A 17182-nucleotide genomic window follows, 5' to 3' on the forward strand; every position below is an offset into this window, starting at 1 on the left:
GACGCTGCACACGGCAGCATCGATTACCGGGTCAGGCCGTTTCGAGGTTCCAAGCCCGCAAAACGGCTGACTCGACTAGAAGCTCAACTTACTTCTGTTTTTCGAGTTGGTGATATTTGCCGTTGGCATCCCACTGATAGACGACATAGTCGGAGACTTTCAGGTCGCCCTTGTCGGTGAACGACTTCTCGCCCATCACGGTTTTAACCGAATGCCCTTTCAACCACTTGGCGGCATCCTCGCCCTTTGTGGACTTGGCGCCTGTGAAAGCAGCGGCCAGGGTTTGAACCGAAGCGTAGGAGTAGAGGGTGTAGCCTTCAGGCTCATAACCTTTCTTGCGGAACTCGTCGACGACGGCCTTGCTGTCCGGCAGCAAGCGCGGGTCGGCGCCGAAAGTCATGTAAACGCCATCGACGTACTGTGCCCCACCGGCAGTGGTCACCAGTTCGTCGGTCACGACGCCGTCGTCCGACACGAATTTGACGTCCTTCAGACCCTGTTCGCGCATTTGGCGGACCAGAGGACCGGCTTCCGGGTGCAGGCCGCCGAAGAACACGACTTCAGCACCGGTGGAACGAATTTTGGTGACCAGCGCGCTGTAATCTTTCTCACCGCGGGTCAGGCCTTCTTCCAGAACCGGCTTCACGCCGCGGGAATTGAGCTGCTTGGAGGTGGCGTCAGCCAGGCCTTTGCCGTAGGTGTCTTTGTCGTTGATGACCGCGACTTTCTTGGCTTTCAGCACGTCAACAATGTAATCGCCCGCGACGATGCCCTGCTGGTCATCACGGCCGCACATACGGAACATGGAGGTCAGGCCGCGCTCGGTGACGTTCGGGTTGGTGGACGCCGGGGTGATCGCGATGATGCCCGCTTCGTCATAGACTTCGGACGCAGGGATGGTCGAAGAAGAACAGAAATGGCCTACGATGCCGACCATTTTGTCAGCGGCTGCCTTGTTTGCGACAGCAACGGCCTGCTTAGGCTCACAGGCATCGTCGTATTGGGTCAGGGCAATTTTTTCGCCGTTGACGCCGCCAGCGGCGTTGATGGCCGCGGCAGCAGCCTGCGCGCCTTCCCAGAATTGCTTGCCGAACGAGGCATTTGCGCCGGTCATTGGACCTGATACGCCGATCTTGACGTCAGCCTGTGCAAAAGTAGCCGCACCCATTGCAGTAGCGACTGCGAGTGCCAGAAAGCCTTTCCTGTAAAACGTCTGCGACATGAGTTGGTGCTCCTAGGTTTTTTAATTAGCACTGCGACCACAGCGATGCTCTGAGCAAGTGGCGTGCCATCGGTTTTTTATTCTGAAAAAAGTCGTCGTTTTGTTGTTATTCGACTGTTTTGAGCCCTTTCTGACTGGGCGTGCAACCGTCTAAACCGCGCAAGGTGCAACCTTGCGACTTTTAAAGAGCAACCCTCCCGATCAAGGCGCGCAACCCCGCCAACCTGACCTGTACAACCCTGTTGTTACAGCATGCGTCACCTAACTGCACACCGCCGGTGCGATGACGCTACGTGACGCACCATTTGAGGGTAGTGGATACGCGCAAAAGCATGAATCGACAACCATCCTTTGGTCTCAGATCACCACCCTGAGACATTGCCCGGCATGGTATAGCGAAAAGCCAGCTTCGTATAAAGAGCTGCGTAAAGCAATGGCGGAGAGCGGCTGCATGGCGGTGAACGGGATTGGCAGTACGTCCGTGTTCCCGCTGCACAGGTAATCGGCGAAGGCTTTCCCGACCACGGTGCCGGTCGTGTTGCCTCGGCCGTTGTAACCGGTCATCGCGACCAGTCCTGGTGCAGGCTCATACATACGCAGCAAGTGATCGGGGGTGAAATCGATGCAGCCAGTCCAGGTGCATTCCCACTCGACCTTCTTCAAATAGGGGAAATAGTGCTGCTGAATGCGATCGGCCCACGCTTTGAGAAACCAGGTCGGCTTCTGATTGCCGTTGCCCAGACTGCCCAGCAGCAGCCGTCCGTCAGCGTCGCGACGAATGCTGCTCAACACCTGACGGGTGTCCCACGAGCCTTGCCCGCCGGGAAGGATTTGCCGTGCTGCATCCTCCGTGAGCGGTGCCGAGGCGACCTGATAGTAATAGCCAGGGAAGAAGCTGCGCCGAACGTCAGTCCACTCACCTTCGGTGTAAGCGTTCGAGGCGATGACGACTTGGTCGGCAACGACCGAGCCGGTGTCAGTGATCACGCACCAGCGTTGCCCCTGACGCTCAAGGCGTTTGACGGGAGAATGATCGAAACGCTGACCTCCCAGCGAGGTGACCGCTGCGGCCAGGCCACTGGTGTAAGCCATCGGGTTAATGGTGCCTGCGCGATGATCAAGCAGTGCAGAGGTGATTTCTTTCGTGCCGGTGGCTTCCTGGCAGGCCTTGCCGGTCAGCAATTCGATGGGCGCGCCCCGGCGTTTCCACTGCTGTTCGCGGCTGCGCAGGTCGATTTCGCCCTTGGCATTGTGCGCCATGTGCAGCGTGCCTTTGCGCGTCGCCTGGCAGTCGATGTTGTATTTTTCGATCAGACCGAACACCAGCGACGGCGCGTTGCCGAGCATGGCATTGAGCTGGCTGCCAACTTTCTCGCCGAAACCGGCTTCGATCTCGTCGGGCGGAATCCACAGCCCGGCGTTGACCAGCCCCACATTGCGCCCCGACCCGCCCTGCCCGGTGCGATGGGCTTCGACAATCGCGACCTTCTTGCCTTGCTCAAGCAGATGCAGCGCTGCCGACAACCCGGTGATGCCAGCGCCGATGACGCACACATCGACCGTCACTTCCCCTTTCAACGCTGGCGCCTCAGGCCTCTGCGGCGTCAACGTTTCCCACAGACATTCTTCGCGTAGCGGCATCGCAAAACCTCGGAAAGAGATACAGCCAAAACCCGTTACCGATCGTGCCCACGCAAAGGGTGAGCACGATGATCAAACCCTTATTCACAGCACTACTGTAGGAGCGTGGCTTGTCCCGCGACCGGCTACGCAGCAGTCGCAACCCCATCCGCGACGGCCGTGTCAGGCACATCGTGCAAACAACTTGCGGCAACTTCGTCGCCGATCGCGGGACAAGCCACGCTCCTACAGTGTCGGGGCGTTTACCTTACGCCATCAATCAAACGTAATCCCCTGCGCCAACGGCAGCTCACGGGAGTAGTTGACGGTTGCCGTCTGGCGGCGCATGTAGCCTTTCCACGAATCCGAGCCGGACTCACGGCCGCCGCCGGTTTCCTTCTCGCCGCCGAATGCGCCGCCGATCTCTGCACCACTCGGGCCAATGTTGACGTTGGCGATGCCACAGTCGCTGCCCAGCGCCGAGATGAACTGCTCGGCCTCGCGCACATCAGTGGTGAAGATGCATGACGACAGACCTTGTGGCACGTCGTTGTTCAAGCGCACGGCGTCGGTGAATTCGTCGTAACCCACCACGTACAAAATCGGCGCGAACGTCTCGCTGCGCACCACGTCACTTTGCTCCGGCATTTCGACGATAGCGGGCGACACGTAAAACGCGTTCGGGAATGTGTCGGCCAACTGACGCTTGCCGCCGAACACGGTGCCGCCTTCGCTCAGGGCCTGCTCCAACGCTTCCTGCATATTCTCGAAACTTTGCTTGTCAATCAGCGGCCCGACCAGATTGCCTTCCAGCGGGTGGCCGATGCGCACTTTCGCGTAAGCGGCTTTCAAGCGTTCGACGAATTCAGCCTTGACCGAGTTGTGCGCAATCAGACGGCGCAGGGTCGTGCAACGCTGACCGGCAGTGCCGACGGCGCTGAACAGCACGGCGCGTACAGCGAGGTCCAGATCGGCGCTGGGGGTCAGGATCATGGCGTTGTTGCCGCCCAGCTCCAGAATGCTGCGGGCGAAACGCGCGGCGATCTTCGGCGCCACTTCGCGGCCCATGCGCGTGCTGCCGGTAGCGCTGATCAGGGCGACACGCTCGTCGTCCACCAACGCTTCGCCGGCATCACGACCGCCGATCACGCATTGCGAGAGGAATTGCGGCGCATCAGCGAACTCGGCGGCGACGCGATCGAACAGCGCCTGGCACGCCAAGGCGGTCAGCGGTGTCTTCTCCGACGGTTTCCAGATCACCGAGTTGCCGCACACCAGGGCCAGCGCGGTGTTCCACGACCAGACTGCCACCGGGAAGTTGAACGCGCTGATCACGCCAACGACGCCCAGCGGGTGCCAGGTTTCACGCATGTGGTGGCCTGGACGCTCGGAAGCGATGGTCAGGCCGTACATCTGGCGGGACAGACCAACGGCGAAATCGCAGATGTCGATCATTTCCTGCACTTCACCCAGACCTTCTTGGGTGATCTTGCCTGCTTCCCATGACACCAGCTCGCCCAGGTCAGCCTTGTGCTTGCGCAGTGCTTCACCGAACAGGCGCACCAGTTCGCCACGACGCGGTGCCGGCACCTTGCGCCAGGCGTCGAAGGCATGCTCGGCGCGGGTGATGCGTTGCTCGACCTCGGCCGCCCCTTCCCAACTCACCGATGCCACTTGGCTGCCATCGATCGGCGTGTGAACAGGCTTGTCGCCCTTCTGATAAAGAGCAGGGTCGACACCGAGGCGGGTTAGCAGATCGTTGAGCATGATTTCTCCTGAATTCGGATGAGCCGTAAAACGCGATTGCGGAATACTGAAAATGAGGTGTTTCGTCAGCCTCTAGTAATAGCTGGCGTGACGTCATGCAACAAACGACGATTAAGCGAGATATCATTCCGTTTTTTCATGCTGACGCCCGAGCAGGCCTGAACATGCTGAACAGACGCCATTTGCCCTCCATCACCGCGCTGCAATGTTTCGAAGCGGTGACTCGGCACCTGAGTTTCACCCGTGCCGCCGAAGAGCTGAATCTGACCCAAAGTGCGGTCAGCAAACAGGTGGCGCAACTTGAGGAATTGGTCCAACACCTACTGTTCAGACGTGTGCGGCGTCGTCTTCAGCTGACACCGGCGGGGGCGTTGTACCTGGCAGAGGTGCGAAAAATCCTCACGCAGATGGAAATGTCCACGCACTTCCTGCGTTCCTACGGCGGCGAAACCGAGGTCCTGCGCGTGTCGACCCCCTCGACCTTCGGCGCTCGCTGGCTGGTCCCACGCCTGAAAGGCTGGCGTCTGCGGCATCCACACATTCATCTGGACCTGGTGGATGAGCAGGAAAGCGACGACCTGGCCCAGAGCCGCTGTGACCTGTCGTTCTATTTCGGTCAGGGCGCGCGCCCCGGCGCCGAAAGCGTCAGGCTGTTTGGCGAAGAGCTGGTGCCGGTCTGTTCGCCCGACAGCCTGCCCCACAAGCCCTTTACTGATCCGACCCAGCTTGCGGAATTGGTGCTGCTGCAAAACGCCCATCGCCCTCAGAGCTGGCATGAGTGGTTCGAGAGTCAGGGGTATCAAACCGAACACAGCTATCACGGCCCGCGCTTCGAGACGTTCTACATGTGCATCCGCGCCGCCCAGGTTGGCTGTGGCGTGGCGTTGCTGCCGCGCTTTCTGGTGGAAGAGGAACTGGCCGACGGCAAGCTCGTCATCCCTTGGCCGCACGCCCTGCCGAGCCACGACGCGTATTACCTGGCCTACCCGGAACATGCGGCGGAAGTGCCGAAAATACGTGTGTTCGTGGAATGGATGCTGGAGCAGCTGGATCAACCGACACCGCAGTGAAGGATCAGAATCACCCCTCCTGTGGGAGCCAGCTTGCTGGCGAATGCGGTGCGTTATCAAACATATCAGGCGCCTGACGCACCTATTCACCAGCAAGCCGGCTCCCACAATTGAAAAGCCGCGCTATCCGCCGCTGAAACATTTCTGCCCCAATCCCACGACGACTGGCATTATGTCCGTCATCGTCAATAACACGCTGGACGTAGCGGCCTGAAGCCATCAGCCACCGCTGCCACAAGGTTGTATGCGACACCGACTCGATTTCCATGAGCCGCATGTTTGCGGCCACTGCTGGCTGGAGCGACACAATGAGTGAGAGCGCTTTCGCAGATCGCATCGTTCAGAACCTGCTCGATACCGACCTCTACAAGCTGACCATGATGCAGGCAGTCCTGCACAACTACCCGAACGTCGACGTCGAATGGGAATTCCGCTGCCGCAACGGGGAAGACCTGCGGCCCTATCTGATGGAAATCCGTCACCAGATCGAGCAACTGTGCGACCTGTCCCTGAGCGTCGAAGAAATCGGCTTTCTCGAACGCATCAGCTTCATGAAGCCCGACTTCCTGCGCTTCCTCGGCCTGTTCCGTTTCAACCTGCGCTACGTGCAGACCAGCATTGAGAATGACGAGTTGTGCATCCGCCTCTGCGGCCCATGGCTGCACGTGATTCTGTTCGAAGTGCCGATTCTGGCCATCGTCAGCGAAGTGCGTAACCGCTATCGCAACCCCAACACGCTACTGAGCCAGGCCCGGGATCAGCTTTACCGCAAATTCGACTGGTTGACTGCCACGGCCACACCCGATGAGCTGGCGGAGTTGAAAGTCGCCGACTTCGGCACCCGTCGCCGCTTCTCTTTCGCGGTCCAGGAAGACGTCGTTTCAGTGCTGAAGAAGGATTTCCCAGGGCAATTCGTTGGCACCAGCAATGTGCATCTGGCGCGCAAATTCGATCTCAAGCCCCTTGGCACCATGGCCCATGAATGGATCATGGCCCACCAGCAATTGGGGCCTCGGCTGATCGACAGTCAAATCGCCGCCCTTGATTGCTGGGTCCGCGAATACCGGGGCCTGTTGGGTATTGCCTTGACCGACTGCATCACCACCGACGCCTTCCTGCGCGATTTCGACCTGTTCTTCGCCAAACTTTTCGACGGCTTGCGCCACGATTCCGGCGACCCTGTGCAGTGGGCCGAAAAATGCATCGCGCATTATCAGAAGCTCGGCATCGACCCCATGAGCAAGACGCTGGTGTTCTCCGACGGCCTGAACCTGCCCAAGGCGCTGGAAATATTCCGGGCGCTGCGGGGTCGGATCAATGTCAGCTTCGGCATCGGCACCAACTTGACCGCCGACGTGCCGGGCGTCCAGCCGATGAGCATCGTGCTTAAAATGACCGCCTGCGCCGGCCAGCCGGTCGCGAAGATTTCCGACGAGCCGGGCAAGACCCAGTGCAAGGACCCGGAATTCGTGTCTTACCTGCTCCACGTATTCAAGGTGCCAGCCTGACCCGAGCACCCATCGCCGCACTTTTTACATGCCTCTTTTTCTTCTTCATAAGGAGTCAATCATGCAAGCCGTACAGCTCGATATCGCCAAAGAGCTCAAGGTTCAGGCCCCCTTCGCCAATCAGGGTGAGCTTGAATCCGAGGTCGCGCGCCGAATCCAGTTCATCAAGGACTGCCTGCAGAACGCCCGCCTGAAAGTCCTGGTGCTGGGCATCAGTGGCGGCGTCGACTCACTGACCGCAGGCCTGCTGGCCCAGCGCGCAGTGAAGGAACTGCGCGACAGCACGGGCGATAACGCTTACCAGTTCATCGCCGTGCGCTTGCCGTATCACATCCAGCACGACGAGCACGAAGCCACGGCATCGGTGGACTTCATCAACCCGGACGAGCGCCACACCGTGGACATCGCGCCATCGGTCAAGGCGCTGGTCGAGCAGGTCAAGGCCTTCGAAGGTCAGTCCGACGCGGCTGTGGATTTCGTCAAAGGCAACGTCAAGGCGCGCACGCGGATGGTCGCGCAATACACCATCGCCGGGGTTCGCGGCGGTCTGGTGATCGGCACGGATCATGCGGCGGAAGCGGTCATGGGTTTCTTCACCAAGTTCGGCGACGGCGCCTGCGACCTCGCGCCGTTGAGTGGCTTGGTGAAAAATCAGGTCCGCGCTATCGCTCGAAGCTTTGGTGCGCCGAAGTTCCTGGTCGAGAAAATTCCGACTGCTGACCTCGAAGACCTGGTGCCGGGCAAGCCTGACGAAGCTTCTCACGGCGTGACCTACGCCGAGATCGACGCCTTCCTGCATGGCGAGCCGGTGCGCCAGGAAGCGTTCGATATCATCGTCAGCACCTACCGCAAGACCCAGCACAAGCGCGACCTGCCTTACGCGCCTTGAAAGCAGCTTGGAGTGGCAAGCTTCAAGCGGCAAGATGCGCAAGGCTTCAATCTTGTGGCTTGCCGCTTATAGCTCGCAACTGTAGCGCGGCGCAGCATTCGAAAACGGAATGAACCCGTCGTTTTTTTTCGCTTGTCCCCCCGCGCCAACGGGGCTTTCATAGCGGCCTGACTTTCTCGCTCAGAGACGCTACCCATGACTGCTTTCCAAGGCCTCTTTTCCCTTGTCGCATCCACCGTCGGTCAACCGGCTGCCGAATGGCTTGAACGCCGTGTCCACGTCCCGCAAGCACTGCATGACTTCTCGTGGTCGGAGGAAGGCGTTCATCGCGTCTGGCTCGCGGAGGCGCTGAACCTGTGCCTGTTCCACAAACTGGTACAAGCAGTGCCGGATGGCCTGCGTTATGTCGATGAGCAGTTCGAAAGCGGCCGCAAAGTGGTGTTCGATCACGGCGCCATCCGCACGGTGGACTGGGCGCAGAACGGCGAATTGCCCCGGGGTCGCCAAGCCTTTGCGCGTCTGCTGGAGCCGCTGGGATTCACTGATGTGCGCACCTACCCGCTGACCAAACTGAACATGACCGGATGGGGCTATCGTCAGATGGACCTGCCGGAAGACATCGCACAGTTTTTCGTGTCGGAGCTGCATCCAGGTCGTTTGAGCCAGGCATTTCAGGACGCAGTCACCCGCGTGGTCAGTTCGAGCCGTGACCCGCTCACGCCCAACGACTTGAGCGTTCTTCAGTGCCTGCGCACCACTCGCCATTGCAGTCTCGAAGACGCCATACGCCTGCTGCCGGCCCTCTATCGCGCATTCGATCGCCAGCATGGCGTCGTCCAAGAAGCCGATTACCGACAGCTGCTCAGCGAAAGCGCGGAAATGGCGTGGATCTCGACAGAAGGCAACAGCTTCAATCACCTGACCGATCGCGTCGAAAACCTGGAAGCCACGGTGGGGGAACAGAATCGCCTCGCGCGTCCGATGAAGGACAGCATCGAGGTGTCCACGTCAGGCCGAGTGATGCAAACCGCCTACAAGGCCTGCACCGTGACCCGCCAGTTGTTGAATGCGGAAGGTGTGCTCAAGGCCCACCAGGTGCCGGGGTCCTTCGTGGAATTCATTCAGCGCAAGACCGACCCCGAAAACGGCAAGATCGACCTGAATTTCGACAGCAGCAATGCGCAGGGCATTTTCAAGATGACGGCGTCAAAGAATTGAGGCTATAGCGTTGTAGGAGTGAGCTTGCTCGCGATAGCGGTGCGTCATTCAAAGCAGTGATGGCTGACACACCGCTATCGCGAGCAAGCTCACTCCTACAGTTTCTGGGCACCTGAAGCTGCGTTACTTCAGCGTAACAGTGCCCTTCATCATGCCAATGTGCCCTGGAAACGAGCAGAAAAAACCGTATTTTTCTGCCGGGTCGAGTTTGGATACGTCGATCTTTAGTGAGTCGGTCTCGCCTGCACCAATGATTTTGGTGTGAGCGATGACGCGCGCGTCGTCTGCTTTCAGGTATTCCTTGTCGATGCCGGCGCTCATACCATCGGTTGCGATTGGCTGCATGTCGGCCTCTTTGCTGACGACCAGGTTATGGCCCATCACGTTCTTCGGCAGGCTGCCGGAGTGCTTGAGGTTGACGGTGAATGCCTTACAGCTCTTGTCGATCTCAATGGCCTTGGTGCTGAAGGTCATTTGATCGGTAGAGTCGACGTCCACCGAGCACTCTGCGGCCAGCAAATGGCCGCTGACCAAGGTCAGCAGGGAGGCAGCAACGAGCTTGCGAATCATGGGGAGTCTCCTGAATGGGGTTGCTCGAAATTTTGTATACAAAGATTGCCTCATTTGAGAACAGTTTATCAACCAGAGATTTTCGAACCTCTCTGAGCGGCTCTATCAGGCCCATCGAGACAATCAAGCGGCTAACCCTACAGGGTCTTTCTAAGATGAGCCCGTCACTCATCAATCAGGACGATCATCATGCAACTCAACAGCCTTTTTCGCAGTTTGCTCGCCGCCTATGCGTGTGGCGCCAGTGGAAGCTATGCCGGCCTCGATGCTCAGATAGACCCATGAGCATTGCGCCGCCCGCGCAGCCTGTCGGGTGACAAGCCCCCCACAGTTCTATTCCGACAGCGGCATGACCGTGACCCGTACGTCAGGGTCGTGATTACCGCCGCCGAGAATCACCCCGCGCAGCGGTGAGACGTCGGAGAAGTCCCGTCCCCACGCCAGACTGATGTGTTCGAGTGCCGGCTGGATGTTGTTGGTGGGATCGAAATCCACCCAACCCAGCACCGGGCAGAATACCGACACCCACGCGTGGGACGCATCTGCACCGATCAGACGCGGCTGGCCGGGCGGCGGTTGAGTCAGCAGATAACCGCTGACGTAACGGGCCGCCAGCCCACGAGACCGCAGACAGGCGAGCATCAGGTGCGCGAAGTCCTGACAGACACCGCGCCGGGTTTCCAATACTTCCACCAACGGTGTCGCCACCTGCGTCGCTTCGCCATCGAAGGTGAATTCGTCGAAGATTTTTTCCATCAACGCCTGAGCGCAGAGCAATAACGGCCGCGCCGCCGGGAAGCAACCGGCCGAAAACTCGACGAAGGACTGCTTGAGGTGCACGTAAGGGGACTCGAAGCGATAGCGGCAGGCCTCCAGAATCTGCGGTGACATTTTCGACGCGCTGTAGCTCAGCGTGCTGCGAGTCAATTCCCAGGGCGCTGACTGCTGGAAGTCCAGCGCGGGACGCTGCAACACCTCGATCTGCAAACGGGCGTTGACCTGCAATTCATCATGGGGCCGCTCGAACGCCAGACGCGTCAGCGGATTGCCGAACACGTCCAGTTCGTCGCGGCGCGTGGTGGGCGGCGGGCTGATCTCCAGATGCTGCTCAAGGCAACGCTGCCAAGGGCTGCGCCGTGGCCACAAATGCGCCAGTTGTTGCGCCAGCGACACCGGGGTGTCGTACTTGTAATGGGTATCGTGAAGGATCTGGTAAAGGGCGCTGTTCATCAGACGGACACCGTGCGCTGGCTGACGTCATCGACATGGGCGAAATGGCGCAGGGCCAAGCGGTCAGACACCTGGCCGCTGGTGTCGCCAATGTGTTGCAGCAGGTCCGCCAACCCATCCAGCGCCGCTTTCACGCTGCTTTGACCAAACAAACCATTCTCCAGACAGCCCAGATCGAAGGCCGCCAGCCGTTGACGCAGCATGGCGAGGCTATTGTCCTGCGGCACGCCGAAGTCATCGTTCAAGCGCTTCACCGAACGCGTCACCAGCTTGAGCTGGAACAGCACGGCATGCGGGTTTTGTTCGTCCAGCAGCAACAGGTCGAGAACCGGGATCATCTGCGGCAACGCCAGGTAGCGCGAGCGATACGTGATGCTGCTGTTGCCCAGTTCCAGCAGCCAGTCCAGGGCGTCCTGATCGAATACCGCATCGCTGCGCAGAAACGCCGCCAGGCTGGTGCTGAGGAACTGCAAACGCTCGATGCGCCGTCCGATCATCAGGAAACGCCAGCCCTCATCGCGGGTCATGTCATCCAGCGCAAAACCGGACAAGGCCGCCAGCGACATCACCAAGCGGTTGAGGAAGTCCAGCAACTCGCCGAAGTCGGGTGTGTCGGTGTCCAGGCTCGCCGCTTCGCGCTGCAACTCCACCAACGCTTGCCAGTTTTCCCGAGACAACTTGCCGCGCACCTGAGACGCTGCCCACTGCAAACGCTGCAGATTGGAACGCAGGCTGAAGGGCCAGTCGTCGCCCAATAACGCGGCGAGCAATCGTTCGTGCAGCGCTTTCGGCTCCTTCTGATCTTCGCGCGGGACCAGATTCAGACGCTCACCCAATTCGACAGCCGCTTGCAACGCCAACGGGTCATCGCCGTCGACGTAGCGCGCCAGCATGATTCGCAGCAGGCGCGCGCTGTCATCGCAACGCTCGCAATAGCGACCGAACCAGAACAGGTTTTCCACAACACGCGACGGCAGATACGGATCGCGTCGAATCAGGTCATGCACGCCCAACGAATGACGGCCCTTCCACGGCTCGCTGCCCTGCGTGCGCTCCCCCAGAATCCATGTGTCCTTACTGGCGCCGCCACGCTGCATCGATACCACGTCGGCATCAGCATCCGCTGCCACACGCGTCAGCCCCCCCGGCAGCACGCGATAGCCATCAGCGGTCGCGACGGCATAAACCCGCATGCCAATGGCACGCGGTTGCAACTGTGCGTCGGCGCCCTGCCAGACCGGCGCGTGGGACAGCTGCGCGAGTTCCTGCGCCACATACGCGTAGGGTCGCGCCTGCATGCGGGCCGCCAAGGCCTGGCGCTGCTCGTCGTTCAGATCGCGGCCGAACACCGGCACGAAACTCTGTGAGGGAAAGGCCGGTTTGATCAGCAATTCCGGCATTTTTTCCAGCGCCTGCGCCAGGACGGGCGGCTCACCGCACCACCAGGTCGCTATGGACGGCAGCATCAGTTCATCGCCAAACAGGTGCTCATTGATCTTCGGCAGGAAACCCAGCAGCCCTGGCGACTCCAGCACGCCACTGCCCAAGGCGTTGGCGACCAATACGCGGCCCTGACGCACGGCTTCCAACAGGCCCGGGACACCCAAGGCCGAATCGGTGCGCAGTTCCAGCGGGTCGCAGAAGTCGTCGTCCAGACGCCGCATGATCGCGTGCACCCGACGCAGGCCGCTGAGGGTTTTCAGGTACACCGTGGCGTCACGAACCGTGAGGTCGCTGCCTTCCACCAACGGATAGCCGAGCTGGCCGGCGAGGTACAGATGTTCGAAATAGCTCTCGTTGAAACGCCCCGGCGTCAGCAACACCACCAGCGGCACTTCGTTGCTGCTCGGCGCCTGGCGCGCGAGGGTTTCTTGCAGCGAACGGAAGAAGCCCGAGAGGTGCTGCACTTCCAGATCACGATACAGCTCCGGAAACGCGCGGGAGACGATCAGCCGGTTTTCCAGGGCGTAACCGGCACCGGACGGTGCCTGTGTGCGGTCGGCGGTCACCCACCAGCGGCCATCGGGCGTGCGCGCCAAGTCCACGGCGTACACGTGCAGAAACGTCCCTTCCGGCGGTGTCACGCCTTGGCAGGGCCACAGAAAATTGTTGTGGCCAAAGACCAATTCGGCAGGCAAAAGACCTTCGGCGATCAGGTTCTGCGGGCCATACAGGTCGGCCAGCACGGCGTTGAGCAAACGCGCGCGCTGGGCGATGCCCGCTGCAAGCGGCTGCCATTCCTCGATCGGAATCAAATGCGGCACCAGGTCCAATTCCCATGGACGATCGGCGCCTTTCGGGTCGGCGTAGACGTTGTACGTGACGCCATTCTCTTGAATCTGCCTGGCCAGCAACGCTTGCCGCTGGATCAACTGAGCGGGGGTGCTGCGTTGCAGATGCTCATAGAAGCGCAGCCAGTGCGGCCGAACCGCGCCGCTGACGTCGAGCATCTCGTGATAAGTGCCCGCAGAGAGCGGGTATCGGTCAAGCAGGTCGGGCATGGAAGGCTCGGCAGACAACGAAAGAGGTCAGATTAGCGCAGACATCGTGACACCAGGCGGCTCGCTTCCCTGCGGCCGCTCTCTGAGCCAGTGGGTCCGATGCTTGCGATCGGACTCGCTGTCGGGGCCAGTTTATCGGTGCAAACGCAAATCCAGCGTCATGGGCATTTCATCGTTGAGGGACAGTGCAGGCACCGCGAGTTTGCCGGGCGTGTGGCCGATCCGGAAAAACCGCGACAGGCGCCGACTTTCGGCCTCGTTGGCGTTCACCGGCAAGGTTTCGTAGTTGCGCCCCCCAGGATGCGCGACATGATACTCGCAGCCGCCCAGCGAGCGATGCATCCACGTATCAAGAATGTCGAACACCAGCGGCGCATGCACTGGAATCATCGGCTGCAAGGCATTGAACGGCTGCCAGGCGCGATAACGCACGCCCGCCACAAACTCACCCACGCGACCGGTCGGCCGCAGCGGCACTGGCACACCGTTGCAGGTGAACATGTATCGCTGCGGCGGCAGCCCCGTGACTTTCAGCTGCAAACGCTCCAGCGACGAGTCCACGTAACGCACCGCACCGCCGGCCGCACCCTCCTCGCCCAGCACGTGCCAAGGCTCAAGCGCCTGCCGCAGCTCCAGCTCGATGCCGCTGACCGCGTAATCGCCGACTTTCGGAAAGCGAAACTCCAGATGCGCTGCAAACCACTCGGCGCGCAACGGGTAGCCAGCAGCGTTGAGCTCGACGATGACGTCGGCGAAATCCTGCTCGATGAAGTGCGGCAGCATGAACCGGTCGTGCAGTTCCGTGCCCCACCGCGCCAACTTGGCCGGCGCGTAAGGCTCACGCCAGAACCGCGCTACCAACGCGCGCAGCAACAATTGCTGGGCCAGACTCATCCGCGCATGGGGCGGCATCTCGAACGCGCGCAACTCCAACAGGCCCAAACGTCCCGTCGCACCATCCGGCGAATACAGTTTGTCGATGCAAAATTCGGCGCGATGGGTGTTGCCCGTGACGTCGATCAGCAGGTTGCGCAACAGGCGATCCACCAACCACGGTGGGCATTCCTCCCCCGGTGCAGGCATTTGCGAGAAAGCGATTTCCAGCTCGTACAGCGAGTCGTTGCGCGCCTCATCGACGCGCGGCGCCTGAGACGTCGGCCCGATGAACAACCCGGAAAACAGGTACGACAACGACGGGTGGTTATGCCAGTAACTGAGCAGACTGCGCAGCAGATCAGGCCTGCGCAAGAAGGGCGAATCACCCGGCGTTGCCCCTCCGAGCACGAAGTGATTGCCGCCGCCGGTACCCGTGTGGCGCCCGTCGATCATGAATTTTTCAGTGGTCAGCCGGGTAAGGCGCGCCTGCTCATAGAGAAACTCGGTGCGCTCGACCAGTTCATCCCATGTGGACGAGGGTTGCACGTTAACTTCGATGACACCCGGGTCCGGCGTGATACGGAAATTAGCCAAACGTGGATCGCTCGGCGGCTCGTAGCCTTCCAGCAAGACCGGGCAACGCAGCTCTTCCGCGGTGGCTTCGATGGCCGCGACCAGCTCGAGATACGCTTCGAGGGATTGCAGCGGCGGCATGAATAAATACAGCCGCCCGCCACGCGCTTCGGCGCTCAGCGCGGTGCGAGTCAGCCAGTCCGCCGACTCGTCGATCTTCGGCACTCGTTCGGCATCTGCGGCTACCTGCTCGGTAAGACGCCCGAGCTCGCTGTCGACGTCTGTGCGATCCGGCAAGTCAGGGAAGTCCTGATTGTGATCGGTAGGGTGGATGTAGGGGTATTCGGCGGCCTTGACCCATGGCTGCGAAGCCAGTGGCAGCCGATAGCCCAGCGGCGAATCCCCGGGCACCAGACGACAATGCTCGTCCCGCAAGAACCAGCGGCCGCTCTGCCAGCGATCATCGGCAGCGGTGCGCGCCAATGGCAGGACGTGGCCAATGACCTTGTCCAACCCTTGAGAAAACACCTTGGTCAGCCGCGCCCGTTCCAATTCATCGCTCAAACGCGAATCTTGGGCAGTGACGTTCTTCGGCAACGCCCCTTCGCGCCAGAGGTAGTAAAAATGGTCTTCATACGCCGGGAACACGTAGCGCGTCGGCAGTTTCAGGCGCTCGGCCACACTGCGCAGAAAACGTCCGGCCATCTCGCCGTCGGTGCCGTAGTCCCGGGTTTCATCAGCGATCAGCGCGTTATTGCGCCAGACCGGCTCACCGTCACGACGCCAGAAACAGTTCAACGACCAGCGCGGCAGTTGTTCGCCGGGATACCACTTGCCCTGCCCGAAATGCACGAGGCCCTGAGGCGCATAATGCGTACGCATGCGCTGATACAGCTCAGCGGACAGCACGCGCTTTTTCGGGCCAAGCGCAGCGGTGTTCCATTCATCGCCGTCGCGGTCGTCGATGGACACGAACGTCGGCTCACCGCCCATGGTCAGGCGGACGTCTTCGGCGATCAGGTCGTTGTCGATCTGTCGCCCCAGCGCCTGGATCTCCAGCCACTGCGCTTCGGTGTAGGGCTTGGTGACGCGCGGCGCTTCCCAAATGCGCTCTACGGACATGTCGTGACTGAACTCGGTGTCGCAGGGTTCGACCAGCCCGCTGATCGGCGCTGCCGAAGACGGCTCCGGGCTGCACGCCAATGGAATGTGCCCTTCACCTGCAAACAGGCCCGAGGTCGCGTCCAGTCCGACCCAGCCGGCGCCAGGCAAGTACACCTCACACCACGCGTGCAGATCCGTGAAATCCACATCAGTGCCCGAAGGCCCGTCCAGTGCTTGAACGTCGGCCTTGAGCTGAATCAGATAACCCGACACGAAGCGCGCCGCCAACCCCAAATGACGCAACAACTGCACGAGCAGCCACGCAGAATCTCGGCAAGACCCGGAGGCGCTGTCCAGCGTGAACTCGGGGGTTTGAATTCCCGGTTCCATGCGGATCAGGTAATTGATGTCGTTGGCCAGACGCTGATTGAGGTTCACCAAAAAGTCGATGGCCGGGATTGGCGTGCGGTCGATGCTGTCCAGGTACGCTTGAAATTTCGGGGTCAGCGCTAGCTTTTCCAGATACGGCAAAAGCTCGTGATGCTCCTCCTTGGCATACGTGAACGGGATCTTGTCGGCATAGGGTTCGAGGAAAAAGTCGAACGGGTTGAACACCGCCATCTCGGCGACCAGATCAACCTCGACGCGAAACTCATCGGTCTTCTCAGGAAACACCAGACGCGCCAAGTAATTGCCCTGCGGGTCCTGTTGCCAGTTGATGAAGTGGTTCTCAGGCAGCACCTTCAGCGAATAGGACAGCACGCGGGTACGGCTATGCGCCGCCGGGCGCAGACGCACGATCTGCGGACCCAACTCGACCGCTCGTTCGTAGCGGTAATGCGTGACGTGGTGCAAGGCAATGTGAATCGACACGGCGTGCCTCCTGCGAGCCTGGACGGTAGCGGAACCGCGCAAGACTTATGCCACCCTGGCAAGTCTGGTGCGTTCGGCGTTCATGATGCTCGGTGAGCTAAGCACCGCACCAACATTGCGCCAGCTTCGGCGGATGGTGCAAGGGTCGCACGGAAATGAGG

11 protein-coding genes are annotated in these 17182 nt (G+C 60.5%); 4 read left to right on the plus strand and 7 right to left on the minus strand.

What is annotated here, in order from left to right:
• Positions 1 to 88: 88 nt before the first annotated feature.
• The 3 genes from B3N48_RS24985 to B3N48_RS24995 form a co-directional block, all read right to left on the minus strand.
• Positions 89 to 1222 (minus strand): branched-chain amino acid ABC transporter substrate-binding protein, encoded by a 1134-nt coding sequence (locus tag B3N48_RS24985; protein WP_296188251.1) that lies wholly within the window; start codon positions 1220 to 1222, stop codon positions 89 to 91.
• A 357-nt stretch (positions 1223 to 1579) separates the two neighbouring features.
• Positions 1580 to 2863, minus strand: coding sequence for an NAD(P)/FAD-dependent oxidoreductase (locus B3N48_RS24990; RefSeq protein ID WP_296188253.1), 1284 nt, complete (start codon positions 2861 to 2863; stop codon positions 1580 to 1582).
• 255 nt (positions 2864 to 3118) lie between these two features.
• Positions 3119 to 4609, minus strand: coding sequence for an aldehyde dehydrogenase family protein (locus B3N48_RS24995; protein ID WP_296188254.1), 1491 nt, complete (start codon positions 4607 to 4609; stop codon positions 3119 to 3121).
• 164 nt (positions 4610 to 4773) lie between these two features.
• Here B3N48_RS24995 and B3N48_RS25000 point away from each other — a divergent pair, with 164 nt between their 5' ends.
• From B3N48_RS25000 to B3N48_RS25015, 4 genes are all read left to right on the plus strand, one after another.
• Positions 4774 to 5679, plus strand: coding sequence for a LysR family transcriptional regulator (locus B3N48_RS25000; protein ID WP_296188256.1), 906 nt, complete (start codon positions 4774 to 4776; stop codon positions 5677 to 5679).
• 308 nt (positions 5680 to 5987) lie between these two features.
• Positions 5988 to 7187 (plus strand): nicotinate phosphoribosyltransferase, encoded by a 1200-nt coding sequence (gene pncB / locus B3N48_RS25005; protein WP_296188258.1) that lies wholly within the window; start codon positions 5988 to 5990, stop codon positions 7185 to 7187.
• Between the two features lie 61 nt (positions 7188 to 7248).
• Complete coding sequence (gene nadE / locus B3N48_RS25010) at positions 7249 to 8076, plus strand: ammonia-dependent NAD(+) synthetase (RefSeq protein WP_296188260.1); 828 nt, start codon at positions 7249 to 7251, stop codon at positions 8074 to 8076.
• Between the two features lie 195 nt (positions 8077 to 8271).
• A complete protein-coding gene (locus B3N48_RS25015; protein WP_296188262.1) occupies positions 8272 to 9294 on the plus strand; it encodes a DUF1338 domain-containing protein in 1023 nt (340 codons plus the stop codon).
• A 123-nt stretch (positions 9295 to 9417) separates the two neighbouring features.
• On the opposite strand, the gene azu is transcribed toward B3N48_RS25015, so the two are convergent.
• The 4 genes from azu to B3N48_RS25035 form a co-directional block, all read right to left on the minus strand.
• Positions 9418 to 9864 carry an azurin gene (azu, locus tag B3N48_RS25020; RefSeq protein WP_296188264.1) on the minus strand — a complete coding sequence of 149 codons (447 nt, stop codon included), beginning with the start codon at positions 9862 to 9864 and terminating at the stop codon, positions 9418 to 9420.
• 333 nt (positions 9865 to 10197) lie between these two features.
• The gene (locus tag B3N48_RS25025) at positions 10198 to 11094 is read right to left on the minus strand and encodes a transglutaminase family protein (protein WP_296188266.1); all 897 of its coding nucleotides are present in this window, start codon (positions 11092 to 11094) and stop codon (positions 10198 to 10200) included.
• Positions 11094 to 13595, minus strand: a complete 2502-nt coding sequence (locus B3N48_RS25030; protein ID WP_296188267.1) for a circularly permuted type 2 ATP-grasp protein — start codon at positions 13593 to 13595, stop codon at positions 11094 to 11096. Before B3N48_RS25030 ends, B3N48_RS25025 begins: the two co-directional genes overlap by 1 nt.
• Positions 13596 to 13727: 132 nt before the next feature.
• Positions 13728 to 17021: a DUF2126 domain-containing protein gene (locus tag B3N48_RS25035; protein ID WP_296188270.1), complete on the minus strand. Its 3294-nt coding sequence runs from the start codon at positions 17019 to 17021 to the stop codon at positions 13728 to 13730.
• Positions 17022 to 17182 lie beyond the last annotated feature (161 nt).

Source organism: Pseudomonas sp. UBA1879 (genome assembly GCF_002338065.1).
Taxonomy (GTDB): domain Bacteria; phylum Pseudomonadota; class Gammaproteobacteria; order Pseudomonadales; family Pseudomonadaceae; genus Aquipseudomonas.